Genomic DNA, 20,525 nt, shown 5'->3' on the forward strand with positions numbered 1-20,525 from the left:
CTTAGTAAATAGTTAATGCGTTTTAAGTTGCATGAATAAAGAAAAACGTCACCAAATACTCTCGCGCCTGCGCGACGATAATCCACACCCAGTAACCGAGCTTGAATATTCAAGCCCGTTTGAGTTACTGGTTGCTGTTACGCTCTCAGCGCAAGCAACCGATGTAGGCGTAAATAAAGCCACTCGTAAATTGTTCCCTGTTGCTAACACCCCCCAAGCCATTTTAGATATAGGTCACGATACACTGCGTGATTATATAAAAACCATTGGCTTATTTAATTCTAAAGCTGCCAACGTGTACAAAATGTGCCAAATATTGGTGGATGAGCACAACAGCATCGTGCCAGAAAATCGTGAAGCGTTAGAAGCTCTACCAGGCGTTGGCAGAAAAACAGCTAATGTTGTACTAAATACCGCCTTTGGCTGGCCTGTAATAGCCGTGGATACACATATATTTCGTGTTTCTAACCGTACTAAGCTTGCCATGGGTAAAGATGTTGTAGCGGTTGAACAAAAACTTGAAAAAGTAGTACCTGCTGAATTTAAAGTAGACGTGCATCATTGGTTGATTCTTCACGGACGTTATACCTGCGTAGCACGTAAGCCAAAGTGCGGCAGCTGTATTATTGAAGACTTGTGTGAGTTTAAAGATAAGACTGAATAGTTCTTCTGCTGTGCGTGAAGTTTTGACATAAAATCAAAACTTCAAACTGCACAGTAAGGTGGACTATTTAGTACTAAAAGTTGGGCTTTAACCATTTATAAATGCTAGTTGATTAAATAACTTATACTATTTCAAATTTTTTATAATAGTCATTCCCGTTTCTCTCAGTAGCCCTGCGGCTTCAGGAAAGCTAGTGTTGGTCACAATAGAAACAGCGATATTAAGGTCCGAAAAAACAATTATCCAACTCTGTGTACCTTCTAACCCACCATGGTGTATATAATAATTTCCTAAGCTTTCGTCCTCTGAAGCAATCCAAGAATAAGCTATATAATCTTTACCACTAACATGAAATAATTTTTTATGTGATTCTTTAATGGCTTTATTTTCTTCTTTTAGTTGCAACTGCATATATTTTACAAGCTCTGACATAGTAGTTTTTATATAACCACTGCCACCCCATAGTACTTCAGGAGTAAGGTGGGCTTTTGCTACCTCTCCTTTCTCATTATAACCATATGCAAAGTCCTTAAGCTGTTCTTGTACCAAGTCCACTTTCGTATTTTTCATATTAACTTCTGATGACAATACTTGTTGTAATAAATTATCGAATGGCATTTGGTAAACAGTTTCTAAGATATATGATAAAAGCTCTATTCCCGCACTTGAGTAATGGTATTTACCTTTATTTTCTGAAGGGTTTACATTATTTAACGCCTTTAAAAACGATGTTTTGGATAATGTTTCAGCCTTTAAACCTAAATCTCCATATCCCCTTGGTAATCCTGAACTGTGAGTCAAAAGCTGTCGAACGGTCACAGGATTTTTTTCAGTACTTAATTTATCGAGTTTATTATTAATATACTTATTGATGTTATCGTCCAAAGATAGCTTGCCATCTTTCACCGCATAAGCGGTAATCAATCCCGTCATAGTTTTACTTACAGACCCTATTTCATAAATTGTATTATCTGTCGGGGTGTTTTTTTTATACCTTGTGAGTTCACCAAAATGTAATATAACTGAATCCGCTTCCGTAACGACCCCTATAGATGTAGAAACAAAACGAGAGTCCTTTAAGAGTTGATTAGCGTGCATTGTTACAATGTTCGAAATGTATTTACTGGAGATTACATCGCTATCTTTAGCTTGCACTTGCCAAGAAAAAGTAAGAAATGAAATGAAAGCTAACGTAATTTTTTTATACATAAAACACCTATTATTTGATTCATATTAATGTTTTTATCAAAGCAGTTTTGATTTGATAATAGGGATATTAGTAAGGTTCGAGATTGATTTCGACCGACTATAAAAGTCGAACGTCTTATATTTAAAGGGTTTGCACTAGAAGAGGTAAATTTAATCGTTTAATCGTTCTTTTCTATATTGGGATGGAGTCACTGCTAAATTCTTTTTAAAAGCAGTGTTAAAAGACGATTTTGAATTAAAACCAACTTCTAACAATATCTCTAAAATCGCTTTTTGTTTATTGCTTTTTAAAGAAAGGATATCAGCCGCGTCCTTGACACGATAACTATTTATGAAATCGAAAAAGTGTTGCCCAAGGTGGTGATTTAGTACGGTTGAAATTTTTAAGGCTGGTATATTTAATTGTTCTGCCAATGTGTCAATATTTAGCGTTGGGTTCAGGTAAGGTTTATTTAGCGACATATGGCACTTAATTGTAGATAACACTCTTTGTGCTTCATTAACATCAACAATTACAACATCACTTGGGTTCTGTGGACGTTTTTTTGGTTCAAGTGATTTAACCTTTGAGCTAATACCTTGAAATATGGAAGGGTTATGAAGTGCTTGCCATAATATCCAACAAACAAAAAATAGTGTGATTACCATCATTAAAGTAGTTAATAAGTTCAATAGCCCTTGTAGCTCGGTAAATTTAATAATATTACGCGCTAAAACAATAGTGAAATCAATTAAAAAAACCATCATAAAATTGCTTAGCCATTGCTTATTGAGTATTTCAATATCTGAATAGTTATTTAAAACAGTCAATTTATAACGGTTTAACTTCTTAAAAATCAATGCTAGATAAATGAACATTTGCAAGTAGATCACGACATGAACAAACAACACTTCAAACAAGGGTTCATGGTTGTTATAAAAGGCCATTTTTGCAATGTCACCTTCAAGATGAAAACGCGGGATAAAGATTAAACATACAATAATAAACGGTATAGCATGCAGAAGGTCTTTAGCTTTGAGTTTTAAATCACTGTAAACAATTGATTTTACGTAAAAATAAAGTATAGGCGCTGTAAAAACCGAAAAGTTAGCACGAAACATATCTAGATTTAAATGAGCACCATAAAAACTAGTAAAAATAAAATTACTAATATCAAATGCAGTAGCGGATAGAAATACAGCTAAAATTCTATTACTTAATTGATTGCCGGAATGAATATTGAGCAGAAAAAACGCAACTAATAAATGAGTGAAAAAAACTAGTAATGCAATACTCTCGGTCATTTTAGTTAGTTATTTTAGTTAGTTCGTCAGTCGTACATCATAATCACAACGCGGCTATATTTCAAACTAAGTAATATCAGAGCTATAAATAGAGAATACTGATAGGCAGAGTAAAGCGCTCAACCAATTATGTTAACCAAAATGCTACTTTAGTAAACAAACAAATTTGTCTTATAGAGTTAATACTAAAACCTGACATTTGCAAAATTTCGCTCTGAAATAACACATCATCTAGTTTACTTATACTTTGGCTAGCCTGTAATAGCCGTGGATACACATATATTTCGTGTTTCTAACCGTACTAAGCTTGCCATGAGTAAAGATGTAGTCGCTGTAGAACAAAAGCTTGAAAAGGTTGTCCCTAAAGAATTTAAAGTAGACGTACACCACTGGTTAATACTACACGGGCGTTATACCTGTGTAGTGCGTAAACCTAAGTGTGGTAGTTGTATTATTGAAGACTTGTGTGAGTTTAAAGATAAGACTGAATAACCCCAAAAGCGCGGTAAGTAGTCGCGAGTTTACCTCGCTCAATGAAGCACAAGCCTCAAAAGCCCAAAAGCGCGGCATAAAGCCCCGCCTACAAACATAACGCCAACCCTATAGTCGCGAGTTTACCTCGCGCAATAAAGCACAAACCACAAAAGCCACAAAAGCGCGGCATAAAGCCCCGCCTACAAACATAACGCCAACCCTGTAGTCGCGAGTTTACCTCGCGCAATAAAGCACAAACCTCAAAACCCCAAAAGCGCCGCATAAAGCCGCGCCTACAAACATAACACCAAACCCGTAGTCGCGAGTTTACCTCGCGCAATAAAGCACAAACCACAAAAGCCACAAAAGCGCGGCATAAAGCCCCGCCTACAAACATAACGCCAACCCTGTAGTCGCGAGTTTACCTCGCGCAATGAAGCATAAACCTCAAAACCCAAAAGCGCGGCATAAAGCCCCGCCTACAAATATAAGCCAACCCTGTAGTCGCGAGTTTACCTCGCGCAATGAAGCATAAACCACAAAGTCACAAAACCCAAAAACGCTTCATAAAGCCCCGCCTACAAACATAACGCCAAACCCGTAGTCGCGAGTTTACCTCGCGCAATGAAGCATAAACCTCAAAAACCAAAAACGCGGCATAAAGCCCCGCCTACAAATATAAGCTAACCCTGTAGTCGCGAGTTTACCTCGCGCAATGAAGCATAAACCTCAAAAACCAAAAGCGCGGCATAAAGCCCCGCCTACAAATATAAGCCAACCCTGTAGTCGCGAGTTTACCTCGCGCAATGAAGCACAAAACCCAAAAACGCGGCATAAAGCCCCGCCTACAAACATAACACCAAAATATTTCTCTATTATCATCTTTTACCCAACTCACTGGGCATATAAAACTAACAGGTAAACTTTTCAAAGTAATAATTTCACAAGTCTCACGCCTTTAGTTATGCTATTGAGCATTATAAAATTTTATTGCGAAATCCCTATGCTACCTTTACTTCGTATCTTGATAATTGAGCAAGACCCAATCATCCTGCAAGAGCTTTGCGCTAACCTTTCAAAAACGATTCCTAATTTTGAGCGAGTTGATATTGATATCGATATTATTGAACGTCTCGATCTGAAGCAGGCACTGGAATGTGTAAAGGAAGATGGCGATATTCAAGCCGTGGTTCTCAGTTGGGATGTACACAATAAAGTGGGTGAACAAATTTATAGTCGCTTTATCGAAGATTTAAAGGCAATTCGTCTCGAGTTACCAGTTTATGTTATAGGCGACGACACTAAAGGACTGGAAATCATCAACGAATCGGAAGAAATCGAATCCTTCTTTTTTAAAGATGAGGTGATTTCTGACCCAGAAGCCATTTTAGGTTATATGATCAACGACTTCGATGATCGCTCTGAAACGCCATTTTGGACGGCGTATCGTCGTTATGTTGGCGAAGCGAACGACTCTTGGCATACACCTGGTCATAGCGGCGGTTCTAGCTTTAGAAACTCTCCTTATATAAACGATTTTTATCAGTTTTACGGTCGCAATGTGTTTGTTGGCGATCTGTCAGTTTCGGTAGATTCACTAGGCTCATTGTCAGACAGCACTAATACCATTGGCCGTGCTCAAGAGTCAGCAGCGGCAACGTTTGAAGTTAAGCATACCTACTTTGTTACAAACGGTTCGTCTACCTCAAACAAAATCATCTTGCAGACACTACTTCGTAAGGGAGATAAAGTCATTGTAGACCGTAATTGCCATAAATCTGTGCACTATGGCATTTTACAATCAGCTAGTTACCCCATTTATTTGGCGAGTATACTAAATCCAAAATACGGTATTTTCGCGCCACCGTCGTTGGCCGATATTAAGTTGGCAATTGAAAACAATACAGATGCTAAATTATTGGTGCTTACTGGTTGTACTTACGATGGCCTACTTAGCGATCTGAAACAAGTGGTAGATTACGCTCATCAACATGGTATTAAAGTGTTTATAGATGAAGCCTGGTTTGCATATTCTTTGTTTCATCCTAGCTTTCGTCATTATTCAGCCATACATGCTGGGGCTGACTACATTACCCATTCTGCCCATAAAGTGGTATCGGCATTTTCTCAGGCGTCTTATATTCATATTAACGACCCCGATTTTGATGCAGATTTCTTCCGCGATATTTACAGTATCTACGCGAGCACATCGCCTAAATATCAGCTTATTGCGTCTCTCGACGTATGCCAAAAGCAATTAGAGATGGAAGGTTATAAATTACTCAATGCGCTGCTAAATCATGTTGAAGAGTTTAAACAACAAATGGCATCACTCAAGCAAATTAAAGTGCTCGGTAAGGAAGATTTTATGAAAATATTCCCGCACTTTAGTGGCGATAACATGGGTCACGATCCGCTAAAAATCCTTATTGATATTAGTGAATTACCTTATTCATTAAAAGATATTCATAAATACTTACTGGATGAAATTGGCCTTGAGATAGAAAAATACACGCACAGCACCATCTTGGTTTTACTCACGCTTGGTGGCACGCGCTCGAAGATCATTCGTTTGTACAATGCGCTGAAAAAACTAGACAGCGGTAAGGTAAAGCTGTCGAAATCGACGCGTAGAGCTCGCTTACCTGAAAATTTACCCGCTATCGACTTAGCGTGTATTCCAAGTGATGCATTTTATGGCGATCGCGAATCTGTGCCTATTAGCAAAAGTAACAACCGCATTTGCGCCGGTTTAGTTACTCCATATCCACCGGGTATTCCGCTTTTAGTACCGGGCCAGCATATTACTGAAGATCATATCGAATATTTGCAAGAGCTGGCAAGCCAAGGGCTAACGATTCAAGGCAGTTTCGATGGTGAAATTTATGTTCTTAAGGGTAAGGTTAAAAAATAAAGGTATTGGTTTAATATTATCTCAATAATGATTACTGGCGGCAGTGTCACAAGACATTGCCGCTGTAACATTGAAGGTTTATGTAACGTTTAAAGATGAAACAGACTAGATTTTTTGACCGCTTTGAGCAATTGAATTCACAGCAATAACCAGTCATCCGTAAAAGTTGATATTTAGTCCTATAAACATAAATGTTCTAATTTTCTCAATAAAATTATTGCTCGTCATATAGGTTAAATATAAATCACGATAATAGAGCAAGAATACCAACGTTTTTGATTTATCTATTTCTTTTGCGACCGCTTATAGTTTCGTTTGGTTTAGATGGTGTAATTAGCACCGGTATTTTATGTGGCGTCCTTTTAGTTATTGCTATGCGTTACAGAAAGGTTCGACCCTTTAATATTATCTAACTAATCACAAGAGCATTGCCTGTAGTGGTACTGCGCTCCTGTAAGCTCTATTGGCCGACAATCTGCTAAGCGATATATTTCAATGCAGATATCACCTTCTGATTCGTACCAAATATGGTATTCGGTCAAGTGCTTGGATAGCCTATTGAAACATCCACGTAAGAATAAACAGTATTTCGCACCTCTATCTATTATTGGTTCAAATATCTTTTAAAAAATTCTGCGGCGAGTTATTACTTTAAATTTAAAATAACCAATAAATAAAAGCGTCGATTAACGCTTTCTAACTTAATAAATAAACTTAGTGCTTGCGTCCTACACCATTACGTACCATGTCTTGTCCTGTTTGGAATACGTCTTCTGTAATCATGCGTGCTAAAAGTAGCTTTTGATGATCGTCAAACACAGCAACAAAACGACTACCATCTTTGTTATTAGTGGCCATACCAACACCCGCAACACCTTTAAGCCCAAAACCACCGCTTTCGACATCTATTAAAAAACTTTCTAGTTCAGCTAAAGTGTTAATTACGTCATTTTCATTATTCATTTTAAAACTCTTTTTAGTCGCGCGTTGCACTTGGCAAAGCTTTTAAATCGTTATGAACGCTATTTTATAGAGTACAGCTTAAAACTTAAACCCTCTGTTTAGATTAGTCACTAAATCGACTTTATAGCTAAGCCTAAATTGCTTAGCGCACAACCAAACTCTTTTGCATTTACGCGATGATACTGCGTGTCACTGGTTGCTGTAAGGCTAATTATAAACTCGTCTTGTTGGGCTACCGTACTTTGCTCTTGGCTTAAGCACATAGCTTGAGTAAGTGAGCGTAGTTTAGAGTTTGTTAAAATTGAGGCAAAACGCTGTACTGGTAATGGCGGTATTTTTATCTCGGGTAACGCTTGGCTTATAGTGCGCTCACTCAGAGTAAACGTATTGTTGGTAATATCAATTACGCTACTAGCAGGCCAGTAAGAATAACGATAGTTATTACCCTCTTTTTGAGGCTTGCCTTGCTTAGTTAAGTGCACTACACCGCTTTTACCTATTACGGTCATTAAACTACCTTCTGGCGATTTAATAACAACCAAAGCTGTATTTTCATCAATACCAAAGCCATGATGCATTTGTGTTTTAGTATTACTCGCTTCGCTATTATTTAGCGCAGCTGCGAGTCTAAACGTGTGGTTTTGTTCGCTAAATTGAGTATCTATAACACCAAAGTTAAAGCTACCAAGTCCACCAGCATTAGCGTTAGTTTCACTTTTACGAAGAGCCTCAAGGCTTGTTGTATTCGTAAACATGCTCGTCACTTTACTTTGGATTGCTGCACCCGCTCCTTCACCTACAATTACTGGGCGAGTTTGCAATGCTTGTGTCCACGGATATGGATTGTTGTTTTGATCAAACAATACCTTGTGAGTTAAGGCTGCATTACCGCTATTAAACATCACACCGGTACTGTTTTTAATAAGTGATACAAGTGCGTCAGTGCCACTTTTGCATAAAGCGTATTCGGCTTTTGTACGATCGGGGTAAATTGCTTCACGGTTATACACATTCATTAATGTATTTCTAAGTGCGGGTAATTCATCGCACGAGTTACTCGTAATCGCTTTAGCAAGCGCTGGGGTAAGTGCTAACCATTGAGTGCTTATATTTGATTGTGCTAAAAGGTTCTGCGCTAAATCCGCCGACTCATAAGGGTCTCGGCTCGATGCTGTAATAGCCAGCATGGTGGGATTTGCGTTATTAACTTTTAAACTGCCCGATACAAATTGTAAAATATTATTAGTTGCGCTCTCGTTATTAAAATCGGTATTTACTTGCTCTTTAGAGCGCTCACCATTTTTATTAAGTAGCGGTACTTCTAGCATATCAAATACAAAGTTGTATTCTTGTTGGGTAAGGCTTTGCAGTTGTTGGTTGTTTATATCGCGCCACTGCCAGAGTAAATCAGTTTTTGATACGCTATTTGACGATTTACTTTGCATGGCTTTAAGTGTTTTTAATACAGCCGCTTTTGCCTCAATGTTATTATTAGGCCAGTGCTGCGTGATGTTTTTTATTTGAGAGTTATTAACCCTATATAGATTATGTGATCTACCTTCAACAACAGTCTCTTTTTCGCAGTTATTAAGCTTTGCGCTAGTACAAGTTGCAAGCTCTGAGCCCACTAAAATTAAAGTTTGGCTTTGCTCTTGAGCCACTGCATTTATTGAAAAACCAGCACCCAGAAACGCCACTAACATAACTCGTAATTTAGGCTGTTGATTACGTAAAAATGCACATACCATAATGTAAACTCTAATATAAATTATAAAACTAATGTGTTGCAGTTTAACAGCTAGCCACTTGAGCCTAAATATATTTTTATAAATGTTAAATAATGCTAACCACTGAAAAAATAATAACGTTAAACACATCATTTAAATACGTTGTTTAGCTTAGCCCCTACCCTCGTAAATATTGACTAAACAAATTTAAACCGAGCATTTATTGATCAAACCCATTGTTTAAATTACGGTGGTGCATTGTTTTATGTAACGAGGGTGAAATATGGACTTTTCTAATGAAGAGGTAAATTTTTTAGCTGAGTTATTCAAACCAAATACAAAGCAGCGCTCTCCCCGTAATCACATGCTTACAATGAAAAGCTCTGTACCCGCGAGTATTGCTCACCTTTTTACCCACGCTAATTTAACTTTGCTTGCTGAAGTTGATAATTACCAACTTTGGTTTCCCCTGCAATTAAAAATTGATGCGTTAGGTGTAATTAACCCCATTTTGAGCGCACCAGAGGTAATTGATACAAAAGGCACTCAGCGCAGTTGGCGTTGGAGTAAACTAAATATTAAAAGCCAAGGTTTTAATATTGAATCAATTTCCAGTACAGGCATATTTTTAAAACCATTAAAAAATGGAAAAAGCTTAAACAAATTACAGCACATGAGCTTTACCTTACCCAACAAAGAAAGCATATCAATGGATGTAGAACCCGTAAGGCAAAGCACGCAAGGTATAGCCGCTAAAATAACACAAATTCATAGCGGGCAAGAGCAACTAAGAGCTTACCTATTTGAAGAACACAAACGTCAATATGCTAAATTATATGAAAACGGCCAATTAGTTGAACAATTAATTTAATAGCCTTAACCACTCTATACTTGCATTTAGTTAACTTTATTTAACGCTGTCTCAATGTTAGTCTGTACCCCTATTTATAAATCATAGGGATATGACAATGCCAGGTGCTTTTGCGCACATTACTGCGGTTAATATTGCAACGCAAACCAAGTCACTCGTTAAAATGGATATGCCTAAAAAGGCAAAACTTATTTTAAGCAAGCGCCAAGCATACCTTGAACTAGGTTGTGTAGCCCCCGATTACCCTTATTTAGCTGTAGCGCAGCCTAGCCAAAATGCATGGGCCGATCTAATGCATTACGAGCGCACGGGTGATTTACTTAAAGCCATGATTGAATACTGTAAAACACTTGAAGATGAAGCATTTGAAAAGTGCTTTGCTTGGTTATGCGGTTATATGGCCCATGTTGCTGCAGATATAACGGTGCATCCAGTTGTTGAATTAAAAGTTGGCCCATATGAGCAAAACCAAACTGCGCACCGTACCTGCGAAATGAACCAAGATGCATTTATTTGGCAACGTTTAAATTTAGGTGAGTTAGGCTACGCTGATCGCGTACAACAAAATATTGGGTCTTGTACTAATGAGAACGATAATTTTGATACCGATATTGCACAAATTTGGCAACATGCTTTATTAACAGTTCACCCACACTACGCCGCACAACACGCGCCTAACTTTAATTCATGGCATAACGGTTTTCAGTTTGTGGTAAATAATGTTGAAGAAAGCTATCGATTATTTGCCTGTGCACGCCATGTTGCTGCTGATTTAGGTTTGTTTTATCCTCGCCCAAACGAAGTAGACTCCACTTTTATTGAACAACTAAAAACACCGCACGAGCCTATGCATTACAACGATATTTTTGACTTTGCTGTTAGCAACATTCAGCGCTATATAACCATTATTGCCAATGCCGTACTTTTAGATACAGATTACAGTGAAATTAAAAACTGGAACCTAGATACAGGCTACGATGAGCACAACACAATGACGGTATGGAGCAAATAACATGAAACACTTACTCTGCATAAGCTTAATTGTATTACTTAGCGGTTGTTACACTTCAAAAAATAACAATCCAGAAATAATGACCGATTTAGCCTCGCAATTAAAAGATATTGCTACCGCTGTAGACGGCACTTTAAAGTTTAGTGAAACAACCTATTCATCCACTGATGAGTTATTAAAAGCTGCCGTTAATAACGATTTAAGCAAACTTACGCCCTTTAACGAGTACACGTTTATTGTGGATGTACAAGATGATAACGCCGTATTACTTTTATGTGATGCTGACACTGCTTTAATTGAAGATGCAGGCTGTACTGCGCAATCAGACATACAGCATTGGAAATCGGGAGCTGTGCAACAGTGCAAAATAACTATAAACGCCCAACAACTATGTAATTAGGTAATAAAACCAAGCTAGCTTTATAGAACATGCATAGCTCTTAGGTGAGCATGTTCTATAAAGTGGCCACTAAATACATTTAAAGTTAAACTGTCACTTCTTCAGGGTTAAACACTAAGCCATGGCGGCTAACATGTTCTGCAAATTGTTCGGCTGGCATTGGTTTAGCAAAGTAATAGCCCTGAAATTCCCTACACCCCATTTGCGCCATTATTGCTACTTGCTCTTGGGTTTCTACACCTTCGGCTACACACTTAATATCAAGCTCTTTACACATAGCATGTACTGCCTTAACTAAACTTTTTTGACGCTTTGAGCTCGTTACTTGGCTTATTAATGAGCGATCTAACTTGAGTTTGTTAATTGGGTAGTCGGCAAGGCGTGCAATATTAGAATATCCCACCCCAAAATCATCGACCGAAATAGTAAAACCCCACGATTGCAGTGTTTGCATAAGCTTTAACGAATGGGCTTGGTTAGCCTCAAGGGAAGTTTCAGTCAGTTCTAACTCTATTTGAGGCGGCTTAACGTTAAAGTCGGCAAGGTATTTAACTAGTTTTGACATAAAATCGGTTTGGCTAAAATCAATTAGAGATATATTTATTGCCACCGGCACACTCGGTAAACCCGCTTTAGTCCAGTCAGCAATTTGAGCACACACCTTTTGAATAATCAGATCGGTTAACCGACTAACCATCCTGTATTCTTCAGCAATAGGAATAAACACCACTGGCGACACATTACCCAGTATTGGACTATTCCAACGCGCTAAAGCTTCAAGCCCTATGCATTCACCCGTAGCATTTACCTTAGGCTGATAATGCACCGACAAATCGCCTTGTTGAAGCGCTTCGTCTAACAACATTGAAATCTCGTATTTTTCGATAAAAGCTTGTGACTGTTTTTCGTTATACCCACTTAGTGGAGTATTACAGTTTGCGATTTTAAGTGCTTCGCACGCATTGCTAAGTACTATTGTGCTGTTTTTTCCATGATCAGGATACTTTGCAAAACCAAATAAAAATGATTGCTGACACTTAGTGCCAAATACATTATATGTTTTATCTAATGTATTTTTTATTTGCATTAATAGCTTATCTTCAAGCTCGTTTTGCGAGTTTGCGCCAATTATAAAAGCAAGCTTTCCTACTCCTATATGAGCACACAACAGCGGCTCATCTGGCATCGCTTTTAAACGCTTGTATGCGTTAATCAGTAATGCTTGAGAGTCGGCTTTAGTGAGCTTTAAATTTAAGTATTCACTATTTGCACTTTGCGCAACAACAATATAAAAACCTTTTTGGTACTTACTTGTTAGCCTATCGCATTGCAGTTCAAACCATTCTCTATTAGGTAGCCTTGTTCGCGAGTCTCTAAAGCGTAATCGTTTGTTTTCTAGCTCCATCATAGACAAGCTTTGCTTAATGAGCTGTTCTTGCGTGCAATCGTAAAAGTCGTATACACGGTAGTTTGCGCTCATTGTTATTTGCTGATAACTGGCTTTAAAATAGCTTTTTTTGTACTTCACAATTTTATTTTGCGCATTTGGATCGTCAAAAACTAAAGAGGGGAATAAACGAGAGAGGTTAACGCATTCTTCTTTTAATTCTTTTTTTATACCAAACATATCAATAGCATGTTGATTAAAATCAGTAATGACAAGGTTTTCGTCAACAATAATTTTGGCTTTATTTGATTCGGTGAACAAGCTTCGATAAAGCTCATTTTTGTCTTTAAGGTGTGTATTAGCGCTTATCATTGTTTTGTTTAAACGCTTAGCAGCCACAATTGTGCGTGCTACAGCAAGGGGAATACAAATGTTAAAAAATAAAAATATAAGCCCTGTAATGTATAAGTCCGCGTCGGGAAGTTGTTGCGCTATGCCAGTCAAACCCGATACATCAACGCTATTTATGATCATATAAAACGGCACAATATTTAATATGCCATAAGCTAAGGCTGTTCTATAACCAAGCAGCATAAGTGCAATTATCGGACAAGAATACATATACATAGAGCCTACTTTTGCAAGCTCTAAGTCTGTTAAAAATAAGTTCATTGACACGCTAGCGGCCACAATAGCGATTAAAAGTGCATGAGCGCTAAAGTGATAAAAACGCTTACTTGCTATAAGTAAACCGCATGAAGTAGCAAGAAAGCTGCTTGTTAATACAACAATATGAATTAAGTTAAATTCAATAGCGCTTGTGTACGTGTGACACGCCACAGATAAACATAACACCATTACTAATGATAGAATAATGCGCAGTGCACTTATTCGCCAATTAGCAACCTGACCAGGGGCTGAATAGTGGTCGTTTAATAAAAAGAATCTATTGAAAAAATACATAATAAACAACAGTTAAAGCTCATTATTCTATTAGACATTGATAGCTTGTTAAAATCAATAAAATGAATGTAATTTTTATTTACATTGTTCTATAAAATAGACAGATGTAAACCTGCTTATTAGCCGTTAAGCACTTATTTTTCGTGTGTTTTTACAGTTGTCTTCTTTAATAGCAAAACCACTGCACCCTAAAAATTCACCGTGCTTAGATTTACGTTTACGCATTTCGCGCCCACACTTTTCACAAATTGGATGCTGCGTTTTACATTCTGTATTCACGCATTGTGAGTATGTGTGTTTATCAATCGATGGGCTACTACAGCTTTTACACACTCGCAATTTAGTTTCGCAAATTTGCGTGTTAGTACAACTATAATAATCACCATATTGGCCCGTTTGGGGCACTATTAATCCGTCGCTGCACGTACTACATTCTCTTTGCTTTAGTTGCGGCTTATTAAATAATGCGGAACCAATTTGAATGGGGTAATCAGCGTTTATTAATTCTTTTATAAACGCGGAGCATGCATAAGGATCGGCAATTAAATACGCTTTATGTTTAGCGCGTGTAATACCTACATAAAGCAAACGCCTTTCTTCTGAGTGAGTGAATTCATCTTGCTTTGGTAATAACGACTCCACCAGCAAGTTATTTTGATTGTCACTCGGAAACCCTAATTTACCTTGTTCAAAACCAATAATAATACAGTAATCGGCTTCAAGTCCTTTGGCACTATGCAATGTCCAAAAATGGAGAGGGTTTGTATGCTTTTTATCTTTTAAATGCTGTTGCACGCTATTTAACATGTATCGGTATCGACTAAGTATGGCGATGCTGGCTGACCCATCATTTTTTTGAATAGTGCTTATCGCTTGTTGTACTTTTATTTCTATCGATTTAGTGCCTTGGTATAAGTCGTCTAACAAAATAACTTGGGGTGTAGTTACTTTTGTATGTGTGCTGATCTGCTTTTTATATTGCTCAGGGTTTTGCATTACAAAGCGACCTGCTACATCGCTAATACTATTGTTATATCTAAATGTTTTTTGCAGCATTGTAAGCGAGTGGCTACCCACCAGCTCATTAAAGCGCGTAGTAAGCGCTAAGTTACCACCCGAAAACCGGTAAATTGCCTGCCAGTCGTCACCTACTGCTGTAAAGCGTATTCCGTTACCATGTTTTAATATGGCATTTAAAAAAGCCATACGCGCGCTTGATATATCTTGAAACTCATCAACTAAAATGTGACTCCACACAATATTAAAATCTCCGCTTACCACCGCCTTTGTTGCTTGAATAATCATGTCGTCAAAATCAATGGCATTTTGTGCGCTTAGCTCATTTATATAAGCGTCATGAATTTGCACTAACAAGTTTGCATATTGCTGGTAATTTTTAATACCACTTTGCTTAATGCGCTGTGCTATTTGCTTATTACTTAGTTGCTCTACTCGAATAGCTTGTAAGCATTTTATGTACTTATCAATCCCTTGCTGTAACTGCCCTGAGTTATTTAATGTATGAAATATTTCATCGTTACTTAAAGGTGTTAATTCAACATTATGCTGCTTCAATTGCTTTGCGAGGGTTTGCTCTAGCTTCCCTTCTACCCAATTGTAATGAAAAGTCTCGAGTAATGTGGTGCCATTTTGTTTATGCAGTTTACGCTTAAATGCAATTTGCTCGTTATAATGTTTTTTATCTATATCGGCACGTGTATTACCTTGCCTATCAATGCCAAAGTGCTCTAAGTAAATATCATAGTGAGGTATATAAAAATCAGGCTTATATTGCCCATTTAGCTCGGTGCCTTGGTCAAAGTGATAATTCACCTCATAGCTATGCGGCACGTTGTTTAAATGCAGCCAGTTTGAAATTAACACCTCCTGATAACTTTTTACTTTATGACCCGCAAGGCTGCGGTATTCGTTATCGCGTATGTATCGCTCGTACTGTGCATTATCTTTAAAGCTAAATATATCAATTGGCTCATGGAGTAAATCTACAAATACTTTTAAAAACTGTGGCTCGGTTTGTATTTTTTTACTTACCCATGCCGTTAACCAACTATTTAATTGAACAGGGTCTGTTGCAAATTTTGACAATTCGATTGGCTTTTTAGCGCTTTGTAATAGTTTAAGCCCAAGCGCATGAAACGTTAAAATAGTGGGTGCTTTGGTATGTAATTTTGCATGTGTGGCGCGTTTAATAAAGCGCTCTTTAAGCTCATTAGCTGCTGTTTTATTATAGGCCAGCACCAAAATTTGCTCGGGTTTTGCAATATCACACGCTATTAAATCTAGCGACTTTGCGACCATCACAGATGTTTTACCTGTGCCTGCTGCCGCTAATACTAAGTTTTTGTCGTTATCGCGTATTACCGCTAAACGCTGCTCTGTTGTTAATGGATTTGACTCTACTTGATTAAAAAAATCATTTTTAAGTATCAGTTGTTTTTTTTCATATTTATGGCGCAACTGTGCAATAGCATCAAGGGAATTGGGTGTGGTGCTCAGTATATTTAAAAATTTAAGACTACTTGGCGATAAGTGTTGTTGCCATGTACTTGTACTTTGAGCGTACTGTTTAGCAAGTGAAAACACATCGTTATTAAGTGTATTTAGGGAACTATCACGTAAAAATTCATCTAGAGCATAACGCTTTAGCAAAGTTTTGGCGTTATTTACCTTTTGCTCAAGCATGGCCGAAAACTGTGTATTAATGGCAGTATTTAAAGTATTAGCCTGTGCTTTGTTTAAAAAGCTAATTGATGTATTACTGCTGTCGCACAAATTAATTTTGGCACTAAATAAACGGTTTTTAAGTATTGAGTAATTATAAAAGTCTTTAATTAAAAATGTTCGTGCGGGAGCACGTCTAAAATGCACAACAAGGTGCTCTTGTTCAATACTTACGTGTTTAATACGGGTAAAAAAAAGGCCTAGCCAACTTGGAGTAGCAATATACTGCGCCATAATACTCTATATGAAAATATACTTTAATTGATTGTAACACACTCTTTTATAATACATTTAGCGCTAAGTTAGTGTTTATTTAGTAAGCAATTTAAATAGTGGATTGGTTTTCAAGCCTTGGTGATTTAATGTTTTATTTACAACCATTAACAAATTTAAACATTTACAGGCACCTTGTTGTGTAACAATACACAAATACAAACTGGCCACTGCATATAATTGTAAAAACTATTCTTAATTAAACAATTACTTACTGCCTAGTTAAGTGGCTTAAAGGAGCTAACATGCTTAAAAAATGCATTACCGCAACGGCTTTAATTTTCGCATTATGCGCTTGCACATCAGAAACAGAGTCTGATTTAGTAAAAACAAAAGGTATATGGGCTGGCTTTGAACTGGTTTCTGACGGTAACCGCACGCGTGTTAACGCAGAACTAAATGCAGGCGATGCGAATGGCTCTAACATTGTTTTAAGCGATAGCGACTCATTACAAGTTGTTGTTAATAACACTGCCATTGTACTTACAAAAGATACCGATTTTTTAGACGTTGATTACCAAGCTTATATAAATGCCACTGACGATAACCAACAATTTGATATATTATTTACACGAGACGATGGTATAAATGCTAATTCAAGCGCAGAACTGCCTTTAAATTTTATTATTTTAACCCCGAGTAACGATCAAAATTTTGGTATTAATAGTACTCTTACAGTTCAATTAGATGGCACTGATCCTAACAGTACAAGCCAAGTAGAACTTAGCAGTAGTTGCACTACCAATAATAATGAAACGCTTTTGCAGTCAACATTTTTTGCGCTAAATTCATCTCGCCTTGAAATAAATTTACAAAGCTTAGATATGTTTAGCAGCTCGCAAGTAGATCAAAGTAAAACGTGTGATTTAACAATTAGTGTAAAACGCGATCGATTCGGTAGTATTTCGGGTGAATACGCAAACCAAAGCTATATTAAATCCCAGCAATCGCGCGCTATAAAAAATATGACTTTAACGTTTTAATTTGCACGCTAATTTACTCAGCGTTAAGCTATGCCTTTATTAAATAATTCTACCAATTGTAATTGCCCTCCTAATTTTTATGAGGGCTAATAATAATTGATATAAAGGTTTATTATGACTAATAGCACATACCCAATTGGCACACCTGGCAAAAAATGGAATAACAACGATAAAGCCCAGTGGTTAGCACGCCAAAACATTAAACGCAGTTACCAAAACGAAGTCGTAACGCTAATTAATGATCTTAAAAACACCTTAGATATAGAGCAATACGGCGAGCTTAATTACGCCGCAGGTACTTACCCATTATATATATTAAAAACGCCTAACTTTAATGCTAATAAACCAACTGTTTTAATCACCGGTGGTGTACATGGCTACGAAACCAGTGGCGTACATGGTGCACTTAGGTTTGCTAAAACATCGGCTCTGCAACACTCAGAGCAGTTTAATATTATTGTTGCGCCCTGCATTAGTCCTTGGGGTTACGAGACAATAAACCGCTGGAACCCAGACGCTATTGATCCTAATCGCTCATTTTACGAGGGCAGCCCAGCTCAAGAGTCAGCTGCTATTATGGCGTTTGTAAAATCATTAGGTACTGACTTAATCGCTCATATTGATTTACACGAAACAACTGACAGTGATAACAGTGAATTTAGGCCCGCACTTGCTGCGCGTGAAGGCACTACTAACACCAACTGGAACATACCTGACGGGTTTTATTTAGTTGCAGATACCAAAAAGCCTGAGCCAGAGTTTCAAAAAGTGATTATAGAAAGCGTTGCAAAGGTAACCCATATTGCACCGAGCGATCAAAATAACCAGCTTATAGGTGTACCTCAAGAGCAATTTGGCGTGATTAACTATGCAGCTCGAGAGTTAGGTTTATGTATGGGCTTTACTGATGCACCCTATGTAACAACCACGGAAGTGTACCCAGATAGCCCAACAGCCACAGATGAAGAATGTATTTTGGCACAAGTCGCCGTTATAACAAGCGCGCTAAAATATATAGGTGCAAATACGCAATAGAAACTGCATATAAAAACCGCACATAAAAAATGCCCAAGGAGAATATCTACTTGGGCATTTTTGTATTTTTATGAAGCTTTATCAATCTTAGTTTTTATAAAATTGGCTGTCTTTGGTTATAGTAATGCTGGCGTCTTCTTGCGCCGTTACAATAAACTGTAGCTTACTCACTTTACGCTCAATATCGTAACCATCGGCTGTTACGGTCACTGGTACGCTTTTCATAACACCCGGTTGAACAAGTGTAGAGCGTGGGCTTGAGAGTATTGCACCAGGTAAACCCTCTATAGCGATGCTGTAATGCAGTGCTTGTTGGGTTTTATTAATAATAGTAAGTGTGTAAGGGTTTTCTACAAGGCCTTCATAGTTCACTCTGTAGAGCGCATTTCTGTCGCGTAGTACTGAGGCTTCTATTGGAGTACGTTGCAGCATCCACGTAAACATCGAGATTATTAACAAAGCCGTTAGTGCGCCGTACCCTACTAGCTTTAATCTAAATGGATTGGTTTTTTTACCTTCCATTTGTTTTTCACTGGCGTATTTAATTAGGCCTTTTTCGTAACCAAATTTCTCCATGGTATCGTCGCAGGCATCAATACATAAGCCACAATTTATACATTCATATTGCAATCCATTTCGAATGTCTATTCCCGCAGGGCATACCTCTACACACAAGTTACAGTCTACGCAGTCACCTAGGTTAAGCTCTTTTGGATCCGCTTTTCGCTTGCGTGGTCCACGGCTTTCACCTCGATTACTGTCATAGGTAACAAGCAGGGTATCTTTATCAAACATAACAGCCTGAAAACGAGAATATGGGCATGCAATAGTGCACATTTTTTCGCGTAAAAACCCTGCATTTCCGTAAGTACAAAAAGCGAATAAAAACACCCAAAAGCTCGTAATACCTGACCATTCAAACGTGATCATCTCCATATACAAACTTTTAGCCGGAATAAAATACGCCATAAATGAGGTCGCAGTTAAAATAGAAATAACAATCCATGCGCTGTGCTTAGTTATTTTTTTACGCCAAGTACTTAGCGTCCACTGTGATTTATCTAGCTTTATTCGCTGATTTCGCGTGCCTTCTATGCGCTGCTCCACCCACGAAAACATCAGCATCCATATTGTTTGCGGACACGTATAACCACACCAAACCCGACCCAACCAGTTAGTTACAAAAAACAACGCAAAGGCGCCCACCATAAACAGCAGCGCTAAAATCATAAAGTCTTGAGGAAGGAGTGTTAAACCAAAAATAGTAAAGGTTTGCGTTGCCACATCAAGCAGCACAGCTTGTTGTCCGTTATATTGGATCCACGGTATTGCAACAAAAGTTAGCATTAACAGCCAACCTAAATTACGGCGTATGCGTTGAAAAAATCCTTTTTGCTCGCGGATATAAATTGGCCCTTCGTTGTTGTAGGGCTTAATAATCATGTCTTCTTCTTTAATATCAAACTTCATAGTACTTGCTTTATTATGACGGTGTTAAGCAAACTATTGCAACTTTCAGACCAAGCTGAAACTTAATCTATATTATTGATATTTATATGTTTATCAAAGTGAACACAAAATTTAAATCGCGATATAAAACGAATTACGCGATATATCACGAATT

14 protein-coding genes and 1 pseudogene are annotated in these 20,525 nt (G+C 37.7%); 8 read left to right on the forward strand and 7 right to left on the reverse strand.

What is annotated here, in order from left to right:
- Positions 1-31: 31 nt before the first annotated feature.
- Complete coding sequence (nth, locus tag PX700_RS02125; RefSeq protein ID WP_007379030.1) at positions 32-664, forward strand: endonuclease III; 633 nt, start codon at positions 32-34, stop codon at positions 662-664.
- A 126-nt stretch (positions 665-790) separates the two neighbouring features.
- On the opposite strand, the gene PX700_RS02130 is transcribed toward nth, so the two are convergent.
- Positions 791-1,873 carry a serine hydrolase domain-containing protein gene (locus tag PX700_RS02130; protein ID WP_479519713.1) on the reverse strand — a complete coding sequence of 361 codons (1,083 nt, stop codon included), beginning with the start codon at positions 1,871-1,873 and terminating at the stop codon, positions 791-793.
- 150 nt (positions 1,874-2,023) lie between these two features.
- Positions 2,024-3,157, reverse strand: coding sequence for a helix-turn-helix domain-containing protein (locus PX700_RS02135; protein WP_479519714.1), 1,134 nt, complete (start codon positions 3,155-3,157; stop codon positions 2,024-2,026).
- Between the two features lie 255 nt (positions 3,158-3,412).
- Between PX700_RS02135 and PX700_RS02140 the strand changes: the two are divergent.
- Positions 3,413-3,649: pseudogene (locus tag PX700_RS02140) on the forward strand (endonuclease III); the annotation flags it as partial.
- A 985-nt stretch (positions 3,650-4,634) separates the two neighbouring features.
- Entirely contained in the window at positions 4,635-6,545 is a 1,911-nt protein-coding gene (locus PX700_RS02145) for an aminotransferase class I/II-fold pyridoxal phosphate-dependent enzyme (protein ID WP_197178438.1), read from the forward strand.
- Positions 6,546-7,259: 714 nt separating this feature from the next.
- Here PX700_RS02145 and PX700_RS02150 read toward each other — a convergent pair.
- Positions 7,260-7,508: a hypothetical protein gene (locus PX700_RS02150; protein ID WP_479519715.1), complete on the reverse strand. Its 249-nt coding sequence runs from the start codon at positions 7,506-7,508 to the stop codon at positions 7,260-7,262.
- A 110-nt stretch (positions 7,509-7,618) separates the two neighbouring features.
- The gene (locus PX700_RS02155) at positions 7,619-9,256 is read right to left on the reverse strand and encodes a cyanophycinase (protein WP_479519716.1); all 1,638 of its coding nucleotides are present in this window, start codon (positions 9,254-9,256) and stop codon (positions 7,619-7,621) included.
- 262 nt (positions 9,257-9,518) lie between these two features.
- Here PX700_RS02155 and PX700_RS02160 point away from each other — a divergent pair, with 262 nt between their 5' ends.
- The 3 genes from PX700_RS02160 to PX700_RS02170 all read left to right on the forward strand — a co-directional run bounded on the left by PX700_RS02160 (position 9,519) and on the right by PX700_RS02170 (position 11,518).
- Positions 9,519-10,106: a hypothetical protein gene (locus PX700_RS02160; protein WP_479519717.1), complete on the forward strand. Its 588-nt coding sequence runs from the start codon at positions 9,519-9,521 to the stop codon at positions 10,104-10,106.
- A 97-nt stretch (positions 10,107-10,203) separates the two neighbouring features.
- On the forward strand, positions 10,204-11,118 hold the full coding sequence (locus tag PX700_RS02165; RefSeq protein ID WP_479519718.1) for a zinc dependent phospholipase C family protein: 915 nt from the start codon (positions 10,204-10,206) through the stop codon (positions 11,116-11,118).
- Between the two features lies 1 nt (position 11,119).
- Positions 11,120-11,518, forward strand: coding sequence for a hypothetical protein (locus tag PX700_RS02170; RefSeq protein ID WP_479519719.1), 399 nt, complete (start codon positions 11,120-11,122; stop codon positions 11,516-11,518).
- An 85-nt stretch (positions 11,519-11,603) separates the two neighbouring features.
- Here PX700_RS02170 and PX700_RS02175 read toward each other — a convergent pair whose 3' ends face one another.
- A complete protein-coding gene (locus tag PX700_RS02175) occupies positions 11,604-13,868 on the reverse strand; it encodes a bifunctional diguanylate cyclase/phosphodiesterase (protein ID WP_479519720.1) in 2,265 nt (754 codons plus the stop codon).
- A gap of 126 nt (positions 13,869-13,994) precedes the next feature.
- Complete coding sequence (locus tag PX700_RS02180; protein WP_479519721.1) at positions 13,995-16,844, reverse strand: UvrD-helicase domain-containing protein; 2,850 nt, start codon at positions 16,842-16,844, stop codon at positions 13,995-13,997.
- A gap of 284 nt (positions 16,845-17,128) precedes the next feature.
- On the opposite strand from PX700_RS02180, the gene PX700_RS02185 reads away from it, so the two are divergent.
- A complete protein-coding gene (locus PX700_RS02185) occupies positions 17,129-17,866 on the forward strand; it encodes a hypothetical protein (protein WP_479519722.1) in 738 nt (245 codons plus the stop codon).
- Between the two features lie 114 nt (positions 17,867-17,980).
- Positions 17,981-18,901: a M14 family metallopeptidase gene (locus tag PX700_RS02190; RefSeq protein WP_479519723.1), complete on the forward strand. Its 921-nt coding sequence runs from the start codon at positions 17,981-17,983 to the stop codon at positions 18,899-18,901.
- 87 nt (positions 18,902-18,988) lie between these two features.
- Here PX700_RS02190 and ccoG read toward each other — a convergent pair whose 3' ends face one another.
- Positions 18,989-20,371, reverse strand: coding sequence for a cytochrome c oxidase accessory protein CcoG (gene ccoG, locus PX700_RS02195; RefSeq protein ID WP_479519724.1), 1,383 nt, complete (start codon positions 20,369-20,371; stop codon positions 18,989-18,991).
- Positions 20,372-20,525: the final 154 nt, after the last annotated feature.

The organism is Pseudoalteromonas sp. TP27 (genome assembly GCF_056470645.1).